Source organism: Virgibacillus sp. AGTR, from assembly GCF_016919725.2.
Taxonomy (GTDB): domain Bacteria; phylum Bacillota; class Bacilli; order Bacillales; family Amphibacillaceae; genus Virgibacillus; species Virgibacillus salarius.
Genome location: NZ_JAJERH010000006.1, coordinates 43,622 through 58,839, shown reverse-complemented (window position 1 = coordinate 58,839; position 15,218 = coordinate 43,622). Strand labels below are relative to the sequence as shown.

The window sequence follows — 15,218 nt, the reverse complement described above, 5'->3', positions numbered from 1 at the left end:
ATTCCTACATGCACGTAAACTTGCGTCGTATTTATCCATATGATATACTTATTTTGGTAAGTAATGATACGAACGTTTTTAAAGAGTGGGTGACAGCCCACTCTTTCTTCATACCTCTACTTTGCTCAATGACTTCCCTTGCCACTCCTTACGGCAGGGGTTTTATATTGATGGAGGCAGTTCACTCAAATGAAATAGGAATGATTTGTTCATACTAGTAAGTAAACAACAGCATAAAGGAGGATATGTATTGAGTTCTCAAGTAATTAAGACAACGGAAGAGCTAGTTCTACCTATTCTAGAGAAAAAGAACTTAGAGCTTGTCGATATTGAGTATGTGAAAGAAGGAAAAAATCGTTTCCTTCGAGTTTATATTGATAAAAATGGCGGAGTAGATATTTCAGAATGTGGAGAAGTGTCTGAAGAGTTGAGTGAAAAGTTAGATGAAACCGATCCAATATCGGAAGCTTACTTTTTGGAAGTATCATCTCCAGGAGTAGAACGTCCATTAAAATCAAAAGAGGACTTCGAGAAACATATAAATAGCAATATTTATGTAAAGCTATATGAGCCCGTAGATGGCGAGAAGTCATATGAAGGAGTTCTCAAGCGTTTTGTAGATGATGTGCTAACGATAGAATATAAGGTGAAAACACGCAAATTAACAGTAGAAATACCGTATAGTAAAATAGCAAAGGCTAGACTTGCTGTAACGTTCTAAAGGGGGAAAAGAAAAGTGAGCACGCAATTGTTTGATGCAATTGATTATTTAGCAAAAGAAAAAGGTATTGATAAGGACATTCTATTGGAAGCGTTAGAAGCTGCTTTGATTTCTGCATATAAGAAAAACTTTAAATCAGCTACAAACGTACGTGTGGAACTAAATGAAGAAACTGGGAAAATGGGCGTTTTCTCTAGAAAAACGGTTGTCGATGAAGTAGAAGATACACAGCAAGAGTTATCATTAGAAGAGGCAAAGAAAATTAATCCTAATTATCAGGTTGACGATGTCGTAGAGGTAGAAGTAACACCAAAAGACTTCGGAAGGATTGCTGCCCAAGCCGCCAAACAGGTCGTAACACAACGTGTTCGCGAGGCAGAGCGAGGTGTGATTTTCTCAGAGTATTCAGACCGTGAAGAAGATGTAATGACGGGAATTATTCAACGAAAGGACGCACGCTTCGTTTATGTGAACCTTGGAAAAATAGAAGCTAAACTTGCTGAGGCTGAACAAATGCCAACGGAGGAATATTATATTCATGACCGAATCAAGGTTTTTGTGACAAAGGTTGAAAATACAAGCAAAGGCCCACAAATCTATATTTCAAGATCACATCCAGGGTTATTAAAACGATTATTTGAAATGGAAGTTCCAGAAATCTATGACGGCATTGTCGAAATCAAGTCCGTTGCTAGGGAAGCAGGAGACCGCTCTAAAATATCTGTTTACGCGCCAGATCCAGAAATTGATCCGGTAGGTTCATGTGTTGGACAAAAAGGCCAGCGTGTGCAAGCAATTGTAAACGAATTAAAAGGAGAAAAAATTGATGTAGTAGAATGGTCTGAAGATCCAACAGTATATGTTTCAAATGCGTTAAGCCCATCTAAAGTTGTTGAAGTATTAGTGAATGAAGAGGAAAAAGCGACAACTGTCATTGTTCCTGACTATCAATTATCATTAGCTATTGGCAAGCGTGGTCAAAATGCGAGACTTGCTGCTAAGCTCACTGGATGGAAAATTGATATTAAAAGTGAGTCCGAAGCACGTGATGAAGGCTTATTGGATGAAGCGGATGAGACTTATTCCGACAATGAGGAAAGCTTGTTTGAATAAGGGGGATCATTAAATGACAAAACAAAGAAAGATACCTACACGTAAATGTGTAGTAACAAATGAAATGATGCCAAAAAAAGATTTAATTCGAGTTGTGCGTAATAAGGAAGGGGAAGTGTTTGTAGACCCCACTGGTAAAAAAAATGGAAGAGGCGCATATGTATCAAAGGATTTGGATGTTATTGCAAAGGCAGAAAAATCAAGTGTCCTTAGTCGCCATTTAAATGCTGACATCGATGCTAGCATATTTGAAGAACTTAAAGCGCTGATAACAGGTAAGAATCATGAAAAGTAATTATTTAAATTTGTTAGGTCTTGCTCATCGAGCAGGTAAGTGTGTACTTGGTGAAGATGCAATACTTAAAGAAATTCGATCCAATCGGGCAAAACTAGTATTGTTAGCGAACGATATAGGTCCGCAAACACGAAAAAAATTAACGGATAAATGTAAAACCTATGAAATTCCATATGTCATAGTGGACGACAGAGATACGATATCGAAAGCTATTGGCAAAGCCCAAAGAGTAGCCATTGCAATTATAGATGCAGGGTTTGCTGCGAAGTTCAAATCGTTACTCGGGTAATAAATTCGGGGGTGAACGTATGAGTAAAATGCGTGTATATGAATATGCAAAACAAAATAATACATCAAGTAAGGATGTAGTGACATTTTTGAAAGGGATTAATGTAGAGGTTAGTAACCATATGTCTACTATTTCTTCAGATGTTATAGCGAAACTAGATAATCATTTTAAGTCAGATAATAAATCACAGGCTTCAATGAAATCCGACAAGCCAGCGGAACAACGTAGCGATAAAACGGAACATAAAGGTAAGAAGGAGAACAAAGGGAAATCCAATCATAATTCTCCACAACAAAACAAAAAGAACCATCAGAATAATAACAAACCAAATAAACAGCAAAAATTTCAAGGTAAAAAAGGTAAAAAGGGTAAAGGAAATAAGCCCGTTGGGAATTCACAACCAGTTAAAAAGGAGACACCTAAACACATTACCTATCATAATAAGCTAACGGTAAGTGAATTGGCCGAGAAATTAAATAAAGAAGCGTCAGAAATTATTAAAAAGCTAATGTTCCTTGGCGTAATGGCAACGAAAAACCAAGATTTAGATGATGATACTATTGAATTAATCTGCGCTGAATTCGATGTAGAAGTTGAAAAGGAAATTATCCTTGAGGATACGGATTTCGATAAGTATATTGAGGAAGATAAGCAAGAGGATTTAATTGAAAGACCAGCTGTTGTAACGATAATGGGGCATGTGGACCATGGGAAAACGACGTTATTAGATTCTATCCGCCATACGAAAGTGACTGCCGGGGAAGCAGGTGGGATCACACAGCATATTGGTGCGTATCAGGTTGAAAACGATGGCAAGAAAATTACATTTCTCGATACTCCTGGTCATGCCGCTTTCACAAGTATGCGTTCAAGAGGTGCTCAAGTAACGGACGTAGCCATCTTAGTAGTTGCTGCTGATGATGGAGTTATGCCACAGACTGTTGAAGCAATTAACCATGCAAAAGCTGCAGAAGTTCCAATTATAGTAGCAGTTAATAAGATGGATAAAGAAGGCGCAAACCCAGATCGGGTTATGCAGGAGCTCACAGAATATGAATTAATTCCTGAAGATTGGGGCGGAGATACGATCTTTGTTAATCTTTCAGCTATAAAAGGTGAAGGTATTGACGAACTACTCGAAATGATCGTTCTCGTATCAGAAGTAGAAGAACTAAAGGCAAATCCACATACAACAGCATTTGGTACTGTGATTGATGCACAGCTTGATAAAGGACGAGGTTCTGTTGCTACATTATTAGTCCAGAATGGTACATTGCATGTTAGTGATTCGATTGTTGTAGGTAATACACATGGACGAGTACGTGCAATGGTTAACGATCTAGGTAAGCGAGTTAACAATGCTGGACCGTCTACACCTGTAGAAATAACTGGTTTGAATGATGTTCCGCAAGCTGGTGATCAATTTCTTGTATTTAAAGATGAGAAAAAAGCTCGTCAAATTGGTGAAGCACGTCAGCAAAAGCAAATACAAGAAAATCGTGGTGAACAAACGAAGGTTAGTCTAGATGACTTGTTTGAACAAATCAAACAAGGAGATATGAAGGAAATAAACATTATTATTAAAGCAGATGTACAGGGTTCTGCGGAAGCACTTGCCTCTTCGTTACGAAAAATTGAAGTAGAGGGAGTAAATATTAAAATTATTCATACCGGTGTTGGTGCCATTACTGAGTCTGATATTATCCTAGCAGCAGCATCTAATGCTATCGTAATTGGCTTTAATGTTCGTCCAGATGCGAATGCGAAAAAAGCTGCTGAGTCAGAAAAAGTAGATGTTCGTTTACATCGTGTCATTTATAAAGCAATTGAAGAAGTAGAGGCAGCAATGAAAGGGCTGCTTGATCCTGAGTTTGAAGAAAAGGTTATTGGTCAAGCGGAAGTAAGAGAAACATTCAAGGTATCTAAAATTGGTACCATTGCTGGAAGCTATGTAACTGATGGTAAGATTACAAGAGATGCTGGAGTACGCTTAATTCGTAATGGAGTAGTATTATTTGAAGGTGAAATAGCTGCCCTAAAACGCTTTAAAGATGACGTGAAGGAAGTGGCACAGAATTATGAGTGTGGTGTAACGATTAAAAACTTTAATGATATTAAAGAAGGCGATATTATTGAAGCATTTGTAATGGAGGAAATTGAGCGTACATGATCATTTATGCTGAAGTTGAGTGCATGATGTATGAAGGGAATTCGTTAAAGCAGAAACGTTCTGTCATTAAGCGTTTAATTGCAAAATTAAAAAATGACTATAATGTTGCAGTTACTGAATTGGATTATCATGATCTTTGGCAGCGAACGAAACTTGGAATTGTTACTATTTCCAATGAGCAGAAGCATGCGCAACAGATAATTCAAGGAGTAATAAACGTAATTGATTCATATACTGAACTTGAGCGAACTATTACCGAAGTAGAACGAATTTAAAGTCTCTTGTTCTGCAAGGAGTTATACATGAGGTGATTGAATTGGCTGATTTACGTGCAAATAGAGTAGCCGAACAGATGAAAAAGGAATTAGGTGAAATTCTTACTCGAAAAATCAAAGATCCTCGAGTAGGTTTTGTTACTGTAACGGATGTTGAGGTTACTGGAGATTTACAACAAGCAAAAATATTTATATCTGTTCTTGGGGATGAAAAGCAAAAGCAAGATACATTACTAGGTTTAGCGAAGGCCAAGGGCTTTATTCGATCAGAAATTGGCCATCGTATTCGGTTACGAAAAACACCTGAACTCATGTTTGAGTTTGATGAGGCTTATGAATATGGTAATCGTATTGAAACAATCCTTAGGGATTTGAATAAGTGATGATTGCAAAAATCTGACCTATTTATAAATAGGTCAGATTTTTCCCTTCATGTACAGAAAATAAACGGAGGTTTTTTAAATGGATGGAATCCTGCCATTGTGGAAGCCAAAAGGCTTGACATCTCATGATTGCGTCTTTAAAATTCGTAAATTATTTCATACCAAAAAAGTAGGTCATACAGGTACCCTTGATCCGGATGTTGAAGGGGTACTGCCTATTTGTATTGGACAAGCAACCAAAATTGTTCCTTTTTTAACGGATACTAAAAAAACGTATATTGCCAAGTTAAAGCTCGGACAAGCAACAGATACAGAGGATGCAACAGGAAGAGTCATCGAGGAGAAAGAGGTAGTATATCGTCCAAATGTGCAACAAATAGAAGAAGTATTACCCTCATTTCTAGGGGAAATCGAACAAGTTCCCCCCATGTATTCTGCTGTTAAGGTAAATGGTAAGAAGCTTTATGAATATGCACGCGCTAATGAGACAGTTGAAAGACCAATACGACATGTATATATCTATGAGCTCATGCAACTTTCTGAAGATGAGCAACAGCAAGATACAATCTCTTTCAAAGTGATCTGCTCGAAAGGAACGTACATTAGAACTCTATGTGTGGATATTGGAAAAGCATTGGGTTACCCTGCACATATGGCTGAGTTAACTAGAGAGGCAACCGGTGCTTTTTCAAAGAAAAATACCGTGACATTTGCTACAATAGAGGAGGCGGTCAGAAATAAAAAGGAAGCCGATCTTCTGCAGCCGATCGAACAAGGACTTTTACATCTTGATTGCTTACGTGTCGATCGAGATACAAAACAGAAAGTACTCCATGGTCAAAAACTGCAGTACACGTATAAATTAACGACAAATCCATTTACAGTAATGTATCAGGATGAATTGTTGGCAGTCTATCAGATCCATCCTGACAACCCTGAAATGATGAAGCCAATTCGTGTTTTTAGCAGATAATAAAAGTGTAGGTGAAGCAATATGCGAACATTTGAATTAGAGTATCCACATGCATTAGTTTTTAACGAGCTACCAGAAACCGTAACAGCCATTGGTTTTTTTGACGGAATACATTGTGGACATCAGCGGGTGATCCAAACAGCTGTATCTGAAGCAAAAAATAGAAATATGGAAAGCGCAGTTATCACTTTTTTTCCTCACCCTTCTGTTGTATTAAAAAAAGATGCGCAACATGTTAAATACATAACACCATTACGTGAAAAGAAGGAAATTCTGAAGCGGCTTGGAGTAGATAGACTCTATATTATTAAATTTAATAAAGAATTAGCTTCTTTATCTCCTCAAGGTTTTATAGATCATTTTATAAAGGGATTGAATATAAAGCATGTTGTAGCAGGGTTTGATTTTTCCTATGGACATAAAGGGAAAGGAAATATGGAAACGATTAAAGAGCATGCGGCTGATGCATTTTCGTATACTACGATTAGCAAAGTAGAACTAGATAATGAGAAAATTAGCTCAACAAGAATACGGGAATGCTTAAAAAAAGGTCAGATAGAAAAGGCGAATGAACTCTTAGGCAGACCATTAATCGTAGATGGTATTGTTATTAAAGGGGAACAGAGAGGAAAAGCGTTGGGTTACCCAACAGCGAATATCGACACAAATCGTGATGCACTGTTGCCGAAAACCGGTGTCTATGCGGTGAAAATAATCTATAAAAATGAAAGGTATGAGGGTATGGCGAGCCTTGGAGTGAATCCAACCTTTACACCAGATTTGCTAGAGCCTGTCCTTGAAGTGAACATATTTGATTATAACAATGATCTCTACGGTGATGAGCTTCTTGTGGAATTTCATGCATTTATTCGAGAAGAACAAAAATTTGCTGGAGCCGCACAGCTTATTAAGAAAATCGCAGAGGATGAGGTGAAAATTCGCAATTATTTCACTAAGAATTGTTGATCAATCCCCTTGCATTTTCCTGAAAAAAAGTGTACGATTAAAAACGTAAAACCATCGCTTGGCAATACGTAACTCCGACGATTGCTAGGGGAATGGGGCTAAAAAGATTATTAGGAGGTGAGCCAGATGGCTATTACACAAGAACGTAAGAATGAAATTATCAATGAATACAAAATTCATGAGAGTGATACTGGTTCTCCAGAAGTACAAATTGCTGTACTTACTGAAGAAATTACAACACTAAATGAACATTTACGTGTTCACAAAAAAGACCATCATTCACGTCGTGGTCTTTTGAAAATGGTTGGTAAACGTCGTAATTTACTTAACTATCTTCGTAAAAAAGACGTTACTCGTTATCGTGAATTAATTAAAAATCTTGGCCTACGCCGATAGATTTAAAAAGCAGGAGAAATCCTGCTTTTTTTTCTACATTGGAAGAGCATGTCATTTGGTAATGAGCCGTTCTTATGAAGTTCCACTTTTTTACCTACATAAAATTTACAATCATGCTTATAAACTATAAAATGAGTGGTAGAATGTTTATTGAAAGGAGTACTATAACTAATGGCAGATGACAAACACCTATTTTCTACAGAAATTGCCGGTAAGAAGTTTACCGTCGAAATAGGAGAATTAGCAAAACAAGCAAATGGTGCATGTATGATTCACTATGGCGATACTGCTGTGTTATCCGTAGCAACGGCATCAAGTGAACCAAAAGATTTACCTTTTTTCCCGCTTACTGTAAATTATGAGGAGCGCTTGTATGCAGTTGGGAAGATACCTGGAGGATTTATCAAGCGTGAAGGAAGACCAAGCGAAAAAGCAATCCTTTCTTCTCGATTAATTGATCGCCCTATCCGACCTTTATTTCCGGATGGATTCCGTAATGAGGTTCAAGTAATTAGTACAGTCATGAGTGTGGATCAAGATTGTCCATCAGAAATCGCAGCAATGATTGGCTCATCCATAGCATTGAGCGTTTCTGATATACCATTTGCAGAACCAATCGCTGGTGTTAATGTTGGTCGAGTGGATGGGAAATTCGTTATTAATCCAACGATTGAACAGGAAGAACTAAGCGATATTGAACTCACTGTTGCTGGTACTAAGGATGCTATCAACATGGTTGAAGCTGGAGCAAAAGAAGTACCTGAAGAAGTAATGCTTGAAGCAATCATGTTTGGACACGAAGAAATAAAACGATTGGTGACGTTCCAAGAAGAGATTGTACAAGCAGTTGGTTTAGCTAAACAAGAAGTAATCTTATTTGAAATAAAAGATGAGATTGCTGAAAAAGTGGAAGCAGAAGCGAAAGAAAAATTGTTAGCAGCAATTCAAGTGAAAGAAAAACATGCAAGAGAAGAAGCAATTAGTGCTGTGAAAGATGCGATCATCGAAGGCTATGATGAAGAAGATAAAGACCAAATTAAACAAGTAAAAGCGGTTCTTGATAAAATAGTAAAAGAAGAGGTCCGTCGACTTATTACAAAAGAGAAAATACGTCCTGATGGTCGAAAGATTGATGAAATTCGTCCATTATCCTCTCGTATTAATGTTCTACCTCGTACACATGGATCTGGTCTGTTCACTCGTGGCCAAACACAAGCTTTAAGTGTTTGTACGCTTGGTGCATTAGGAGATGTCCAAATTCTTGATGGACTTGATTTGGAAGAGTCTAAACGCTTTATGCACCACTATAATTTTCCGCAGTACAGCGTTGGTGAGACTGGACCAATTAGAGGACCAGGACGTAGGGAGATTGGTCATGGTGCGTTAGGTGAGCGTGCTTTAGAAAAAGTGGTTCCTTCTGATAAGGAGTTTCCTTATACGATACGGCTTGTTTCCGAAGTTTTAGAATCAAATGGATCTACATCTCAAGCCAGCATTTGTGCTTCGACACTAGCTATGATGGATGCAGGGGTACCAATTAAAGCACCAGTTGCTGGTATAGCGATGGGACTTGTTAAATCTGGAGAAGACTATACTATTTTAACTGATATTCAAGGTATGGAAGATGCATTAGGAGATATGGATTTTAAGGTAGCTGGGACAGCACAGGGGGTAACAGCCTTACAGATGGATATTAAAATCGACGGATTATCCCAGGAGATTTTAGAAGAAGCATTAAGCCAGGCGAAAAAAGGACGGATGCAGATACTTGAATCCATGCTTGCGACAATTGGGGAGCCTAAAAATGAACTCTCTGAATACGCTCCAAAGATCCTTACCATGAGTATTAATCCTGATAAAATCCGTGATGTTATAGGACCAAGCGGAAAGCAGATTAATCAAATCATTGATGAAACTGGCGTTAAAATAGATATCGAACAAGATGGAAGTGTGTTTATATCATCAACGGACGCAACTATGAACGAAAAAGCCAAAAAAATCATCGAAGACTTAGTGAGAGAAGTTGAAGTCGGTCAAATGTATCTTGGTAAGGTAAAACGAATTGAAAAATTTGGTGCATTTGTTGAATTATTTAAAGGAAAAGATGGCTTAGTGCATATTTCTGAACTGGCAGAGGAAAGAACAAATAAAGTAGAAGATGCTGTTTCCATTGGTGATGAAATTATGGTGAAAGTAAAAGAAATTGATCATCAAGGGAGAGTTAATCTTTCTAGAAAAGCTGTTATAAAAGAAGAACGTGAACGTAAAGAAGCAGCTGAAAAATCAAAATCATAAGAGTCTTAAACAAGAAGCTGGCGTACCAGTTTCTTTTTATTTTGCTATTATTATTCTGTCAAACAACTGGTACGTTTGGCAAATTAATCATACCTTGTCCCTTCCTTTCATATAAATGAAAGCAAAGGGGGACTTAACTATGCACCGATTCCGTCATATGATCCATTTCTTTGTATTTATCATTTTAGTCGGTTTGACTTTTGATATACAAAAGAGTCCTGTTACCATTACAGAAACATCTGAAATAATGGAAGCAGTAAAAACAGAGGATTCATTATACAAGGAGATAGAAATGAAAGCTGAGAAGTATAATGAATCACCTGAAGATGCATATATTGATAACGTCTGGAAAAAAACACCAGGAAGAAATGGTTTGAAAGTAAATATTGACAAATCTTATAAAAAAATGAAAGAAACTGGTACTTTTGACGAATCCTTATTGGTGTATGATCAAGTATCTCCAGAAGTTTCGTTGGATGACCTTCCAGCATCACCAGTTTATCGTGGTCATCCGAAGAAAAAAATGGTGGCTTTCTTAATAAATGTATCGTGGGGGGAAGAATATATTCCAGACATATTATCTACGTTAAAGGATCATAATGTAAAGGCTACATTTTTCATAGAAGGAAAATGGGCTAAAAAACATGCAGATCTCGTTAAAATGATCCATGAACAAGGACATGTTATTGGTAATCATGCGTATAATCATCCAGATATGGCAAAAATGAATTATCAAAGCATAGTTGATCAGATCGTTCAAACGAATGATATTATTAAGGCAATTATTGGTAGTAGTCCAAAATGGTTTGCACCGCCAAGCGGAAGTTTTAATGATCAAGTAGTGAAAGTGAGTCATCAATTACATATGAACACCATTCTCTGGACGGTAGATACAATTGATTGGAAGAACCCTTCTGTTTCTGTTATGCTTAATCGAGTAAATGAAAAGATTCATCCAGGTGCGACAGTATTAATGCATCCAACTGCTGCTACTGAACGAGGATTAAATTCGCTTATAACTTCCATAAAAGATAAAGACTTAAAAATTAGTACAATAGAAAAGCTTTTAGATGCAAAAAGGTAGCATTGGTATGTATTATCTACACACATAGGAGGAAATGCATTGATAGAAAAACATACTTGTAAAAATGGCTTACGCGTAGTATTAGAACCTATTCCTGCTGTAAGATCTGTAACAGTAGGTATATGGGTATTGACAGGTTCACGAAATGAATCAATAGCGAATAATGGTATTTCACATTTTTTAGAGCATATGTTCTTCAAAGGTACAATAAACCGTTCACCTCAAGATATTGCTGAAGAATTTGATGCAATAGGTGGACAAGTAAATGCTTTCACATCTAAGGAATATACCTGCTTTTATGCAAAAGTATTAGATACACATAAGGATAAAGCATTAGAGATTCTTGCAGATATGTTTTTTAATTCAACATTTGATGAAGAAGAAATGGAAAAAGAAAAGAAAGTTGTGTATGAAGAAATAAAAATGTACGAAGATACTCCAGATGATATCGTGCACGACTATTTAGCAAGAGCTTCGTATGGAAATCATCCTCTAGGTTTTCCAATCTTAGGGTCGATGGATCATGTAAAATCCTTTACACCTGATGAATTAAGAAATTATATGAAAGAAAGATATACTCCTCAAAATGTAGTAATCTCGATCGCGGGTAATGTGGATTCATCTTATCTCGAGGCGGTAGAAGGTTATTTTGGTAATTATCAAACAGACCATTCACCATCCTTACTTACAAAACCAGCATTTGTAAGTGAAAAGCTGATACGACAAAAAGATACAGAACAGGCGCATCTTTGTATGGGATATAATGGCTTGGCAGTTGATGATGAAAATATTTATAGTTTAATTATTATGAATAACGTTCTAGGTGGAAGTATGAGTTCCCGACTGTTTCAGGATGTCCGTGAAAAACAGGGATTAGCATACTCTGTTTTTTCCTATCATTCCTCCTTTATCGATAATGGATTGTTAACTATATATGCTGGTACAGGGAAAGATCAGTTAGACAAATTAACAGAAGTAATTGAAGGAACTATTGCTACGTTTAGTAAAAACGGTTTAACGGATAAAGAATTACAAAATAGCAAAGAACAGCTGAAAGGTAGCCTGTTATTAAGTCTAGAAAGTACGAATAGTAGAATGAGCCGTAATGGTAAAAATGAGTTAATATTACAGCAGCATCGTAGCTTAGATGAGATGGTTCAGGTGATTGATGAAGTTTCGCATGCTTCTATCCATCAAGTGATGGATAGTATATTCCAGCAGTCTCCTTCTATAGCCTTAATTGCTCCAGATACTGAGAATTAACTCACTAGAAAAAAGTATTATTATTTTTTCCCGCATATAACTTGGCAGTAATACCACCACTTCAAGCAATAAAGTGAGACACTTTTGGTAATTGGGGATCGACTGCCGGTAAATGTCCGATGGTTCAAAGGCCTTTAGGTCATATCCTTGTGGTACTAACAATCCGTGTGGGATAAAACAAAACCCCCACGGATTGAAGTTTCACTTTATACAAAACAGAAATGGAACGGAAAGAAGTTGCTTGTCAAGCATCAGAGAAATGGCATATACGTAGCTATAGCAGCTAGTTGGCAAAGCATCTTTTTCTGTTCCGTGTCTGTTGGAGCAAGGTGATTTTCGATTTTCACTTTCGGCTATAAATGGTAGATTCTCTACAAGCTGTTCGCCTATGGAAACATAGGTGTTTTTTTTGTGCATATATATGTTATAAAGCTTGATTGGAGGAGATATTTTTATGCGCTATAAAGATATAAGTGGTAAGGAGATTGTAAATGTAAATGAAGGGTCACGTTTAGGAATACTTGGTCAAACGGATTTAGAAATAAATGAAACTACAGGACAAATTGAATCATTTATTATACCAAATTATAAATGGTTTGGATTAAAAAAAGAAGGAGAGGAAACAAAGATTCGTTGGAGTGCTATTAAAAAGGTTGGTGAGGACATGATTATAATTGATACAGAAAAATTAAATTAATGTTTTTTATAAGTTAAGAAAGTATAAAATCAGTGCAATGACTGCGTTAAGCCAAGTAGTTATTTTGAAATGTTTGATGTCTATTGGCAATGCTCCGACTAATTACTTCGCTTTCCGCGGGCACGGCCTCAACTAACTTTGCAAAGAAGAACACGTTGCAAAGTGGATTTTCGGCTCGCGCTATTCCCGCAGGAGTCTACGTAATTAGTCTCCGCTATGAGAAGGTGCAACAATTCTTGTCATAAGTAATAGGTTGACTTTTGTTACAATGGGTAAAGTGAAAATCGCTATCCGTGAGTATAAAAGCAGCTGTGTTACTTCATGTTAACGTTGTAGAGCCTGATAATAGCGAAGGCCGCCCACCTCAACTCCTGTGGGAATTGTTTGACCTGAAGATCCACTTTTTTGAGCGGGTTTTGCTCAAAAAAGTTAGCTGAAGGACAAACCCCACGGAAAGGGAAGTGGGCAGCCGGAGTGGTGGTCAAGCAGTAGCTATTATTCCATAATAGCTACTAGAGGAAGCGTAAATCTGAGCATGTAGTGATACGGACTGAGCGAATTTTGCTCCGTTTTTCTTACTCACGATACAAAATCAAATAACTTTTTTATAGGCTGGTGTCTCGGGTGAGATATCAGCCTTTTTTCCTGTCCTTTTTGCTAACTCCCAATCACTAACATGCTCGAGGCACATAAGCTATAAAGGAATACTAAACAAATTGTACGTTTGGAGGGAGTCAACAAGAATGAGTCAAACAATTGCAGTTATCGGTGGAGATGCCCGTTATCTGGAATTAATTCGGCAGCTTCAATCCTTGACTGATACTACCATTGTCCTTGTTGGATTTGACAAATTAGAGCAAGGATTTACGGGTTTAAAACAATTAGATGTACATGAATTAATCCCAGGTCAATTAGATGCTGTTATATTACCTATAACGGGCATAGATAACGAAGGCCGTGTCGAAGCGGTATTTTCGGAAAAACCGATTTATCTAACAGCAGAATGGTTTAAAGAGCTTCCCAGCTCCTCAATCGTATTTACTGGAATTACAAACGATTATTTAAGAGATGTTATAAAGCAAGCAAATATAAAACTTGTACCATTATTAGATAGAGATGATGTAGCAATTTATAATTCCATTCCTACTGCAGAAGGCACCATTATGATGGCAATTGAACATACGGACTTTACCATTCATTCCTCTCGAGTCATGGTAGTAGGTTTTGGAAGGGTTGGCAATACAGTAGCTAATAAGTTCTCATCACTTGGTGCAAAGGTCTCTGTAAGCGCAACAAGAATTAAAGACTTAGCACGAATAACAGAAATGGGGTTATCTGCTGTTCCTCTTGAAGAATTGTCTACGAAAATGCATAACTGTGACTTACTAATAAACACAATACCTGCTCCCGTAATCGAAAAAGAGGCAATTAAACATTTACCTTCACATGCAGTGATTATTGACTTAGCCTCCAAGCCAGGAGGTACTGATTTTAAATATGCAGAACAGCGTGGAATCAAGGCAATACTTGCTCGGAGTTTGCCAGGAATTGTAGCGCCTAAAACTGCTGGGAAAATTTTGGCAGATGTGGTGAAGCAATTCGTTCAAAAAACGAAATAAGTATTAATTTACTGGGAGGTTATACAAATGGATTTATCGGGTAAAAGAATAGGGTTTGGCTTGACGGGTTCGCATTGCACATATGATCAAGTATTCCCTCAAATAGAACGATTAATTGAATTAAATGCTGATGTAATACCGATCGTAACTTATACAGTAAGGACAACTGATACAAAGTTTGGGAAAGCGGAGGACCATATTGGAAAAATAGAATCCATAACAGGAAAGCAAGTTATTTCTACGATGCCAGAGGCAGAACCATTAGGACCGAAAATGCCTCTGGATTGTATGGTCATTGCACCGTTAACTGGTAATTCCTTAAGTAAGCTGGCAAACGCATTAACGGATTCTCCAGTTTTAATGGCAGCAAAAGCAACCATGCGAAACCAGCAACCAGTTGTATTAGGTGTTTCAACAAATGATGCGCTAGGTTTAAATGGCGTAAATTTGATGCGCTTGATGGCGAGTAAATTTATCTATTTCATTCCTTATGGACAGGATGATCCATATAAAAAACCAAATTCGCTTGTGGCTAAGATGGACCTATTGCCCGAAACGATAGAATCTGCATTAGAATTTAAGCAACTTCAGCCGGTTATTGTTCCTCATAACAGCTGAACTATGATAAAATGATAAGCTAGAAGTCTATTAAACTTGTTTTATGAAGGGAGCAATAGGA

16 protein-coding genes are annotated in these 15,218 nt (G+C 37.3%); all 16 read left to right on the top strand.

Annotated elements, in window-relative coordinates; all coding sequences use genetic code 11:
• The first annotated feature begins 250 nt into the window (after positions 1 to 250).
• The 16 genes from rimP (at position 251) to dpaB (ending at position 15,157) form a co-directional block, all read left to right on the top strand.
• A complete protein-coding gene (gene rimP / locus JUJ52_RS04600) occupies positions 251 to 721 on the top strand; it encodes a ribosome maturation factor RimP (RefSeq protein WP_026680929.1) in 471 nt (156 codons plus the stop codon).
• Between the two features lie 15 nt (positions 722 to 736).
• On the top strand, positions 737 to 1,834 hold the full coding sequence (gene nusA / locus JUJ52_RS04595) for a transcription termination factor NusA (protein ID WP_026680930.1): 1,098 nt from the start codon (positions 737 to 739) through the stop codon (positions 1,832 to 1,834).
• A 13-nt stretch (positions 1,835 to 1,847) separates the two neighbouring features.
• The gene (gene rnpM, locus JUJ52_RS04590) at positions 1,848 to 2,129 is read left to right on the top strand and encodes an RNase P modulator RnpM (protein ID WP_026680931.1); all 282 of its coding nucleotides are present in this window, start codon (positions 1,848 to 1,850) and stop codon (positions 2,127 to 2,129) included.
• Positions 2,119 to 2,418 carry a YlxQ family RNA-binding protein gene (locus JUJ52_RS04585; protein WP_026680932.1) on the top strand — a complete coding sequence of 100 codons (300 nt, stop codon included), beginning with the start codon at positions 2,119 to 2,121 and terminating at the stop codon, positions 2,416 to 2,418. Before rnpM ends, JUJ52_RS04585 begins: the two co-directional genes overlap by 11 nt.
• Positions 2,419 to 2,437: 19 nt before the next feature.
• Complete coding sequence (infB, locus tag JUJ52_RS04580; protein ID WP_205388600.1) at positions 2,438 to 4,588, top strand: translation initiation factor IF-2; 2,151 nt, start codon at positions 2,438 to 2,440, stop codon at positions 4,586 to 4,588.
• Entirely contained in the window at positions 4,585 to 4,863 is a 279-nt protein-coding gene (locus tag JUJ52_RS04575) for a DUF503 domain-containing protein (protein WP_121605215.1), read from the top strand. Before infB ends, JUJ52_RS04575 begins: the two co-directional genes overlap by 4 nt.
• A gap of 41 nt (positions 4,864 to 4,904) precedes the next feature.
• The gene (rbfA, locus tag JUJ52_RS04570) at positions 4,905 to 5,246 is read left to right on the top strand and encodes a 30S ribosome-binding factor RbfA (protein ID WP_026680935.1); all 342 of its coding nucleotides are present in this window, start codon (positions 4,905 to 4,907) and stop codon (positions 5,244 to 5,246) included.
• 79 nt (positions 5,247 to 5,325) lie between these two features.
• Positions 5,326 to 6,219 carry a tRNA pseudouridine(55) synthase TruB gene (gene truB, locus JUJ52_RS04565; RefSeq protein ID WP_121605214.1) on the top strand — a complete coding sequence of 298 codons (894 nt, stop codon included), beginning with the start codon at positions 5,326 to 5,328 and terminating at the stop codon, positions 6,217 to 6,219.
• Between the two features lie 21 nt (positions 6,220 to 6,240).
• Complete coding sequence (locus JUJ52_RS04560) at positions 6,241 to 7,185, top strand: bifunctional riboflavin kinase/FAD synthetase (RefSeq protein ID WP_205388599.1); 945 nt, start codon at positions 6,241 to 6,243, stop codon at positions 7,183 to 7,185.
• 126 nt (positions 7,186 to 7,311) lie between these two features.
• Positions 7,312 to 7,581, top strand: a complete 270-nt coding sequence (rpsO, locus tag JUJ52_RS04555) for a 30S ribosomal protein S15 (RefSeq protein WP_026680938.1) — start codon at positions 7,312 to 7,314, stop codon at positions 7,579 to 7,581.
• 171 nt (positions 7,582 to 7,752) lie between these two features.
• Positions 7,753 to 9,876 carry a polyribonucleotide nucleotidyltransferase gene (gene pnp / locus JUJ52_RS04550; protein WP_026680939.1) on the top strand — a complete coding sequence of 708 codons (2,124 nt, stop codon included), beginning with the start codon at positions 7,753 to 7,755 and terminating at the stop codon, positions 9,874 to 9,876.
• 139 nt (positions 9,877 to 10,015) lie between these two features.
• Positions 10,016 to 10,960 carry a polysaccharide deacetylase family protein gene (locus tag JUJ52_RS04545; RefSeq protein WP_026680940.1) on the top strand — a complete coding sequence of 315 codons (945 nt, stop codon included), beginning with the start codon at positions 10,016 to 10,018 and terminating at the stop codon, positions 10,958 to 10,960.
• A 39-nt stretch (positions 10,961 to 10,999) separates the two neighbouring features.
• The gene (locus tag JUJ52_RS04540; protein WP_026680941.1) at positions 11,000 to 12,223 is read left to right on the top strand and encodes a M16 family metallopeptidase; all 1,224 of its coding nucleotides are present in this window, start codon (positions 11,000 to 11,002) and stop codon (positions 12,221 to 12,223) included.
• Positions 12,224 to 12,677: 454 nt separating this feature from the next.
• On the top strand, positions 12,678 to 12,920 hold the full coding sequence (locus JUJ52_RS04535) for a YlmC/YmxH family sporulation protein (protein ID WP_026680942.1): 243 nt from the start codon (positions 12,678 to 12,680) through the stop codon (positions 12,918 to 12,920).
• Between the two features lie 743 nt (positions 12,921 to 13,663).
• On the top strand, positions 13,664 to 14,539 hold the full coding sequence (gene dpaA, locus JUJ52_RS04530) for a dipicolinic acid synthetase subunit A (protein WP_026680943.1): 876 nt from the start codon (positions 13,664 to 13,666) through the stop codon (positions 14,537 to 14,539).
• Between the two features lie 27 nt (positions 14,540 to 14,566).
• Positions 14,567 to 15,157 (top strand): dipicolinate synthase subunit B, encoded by a 591-nt coding sequence (gene dpaB / locus JUJ52_RS04525; protein ID WP_205388596.1) that lies wholly within the window; start codon positions 14,567 to 14,569, stop codon positions 15,155 to 15,157.
• The last annotated feature ends 61 nt before the right edge of the window (positions 15,158 to 15,218 follow it).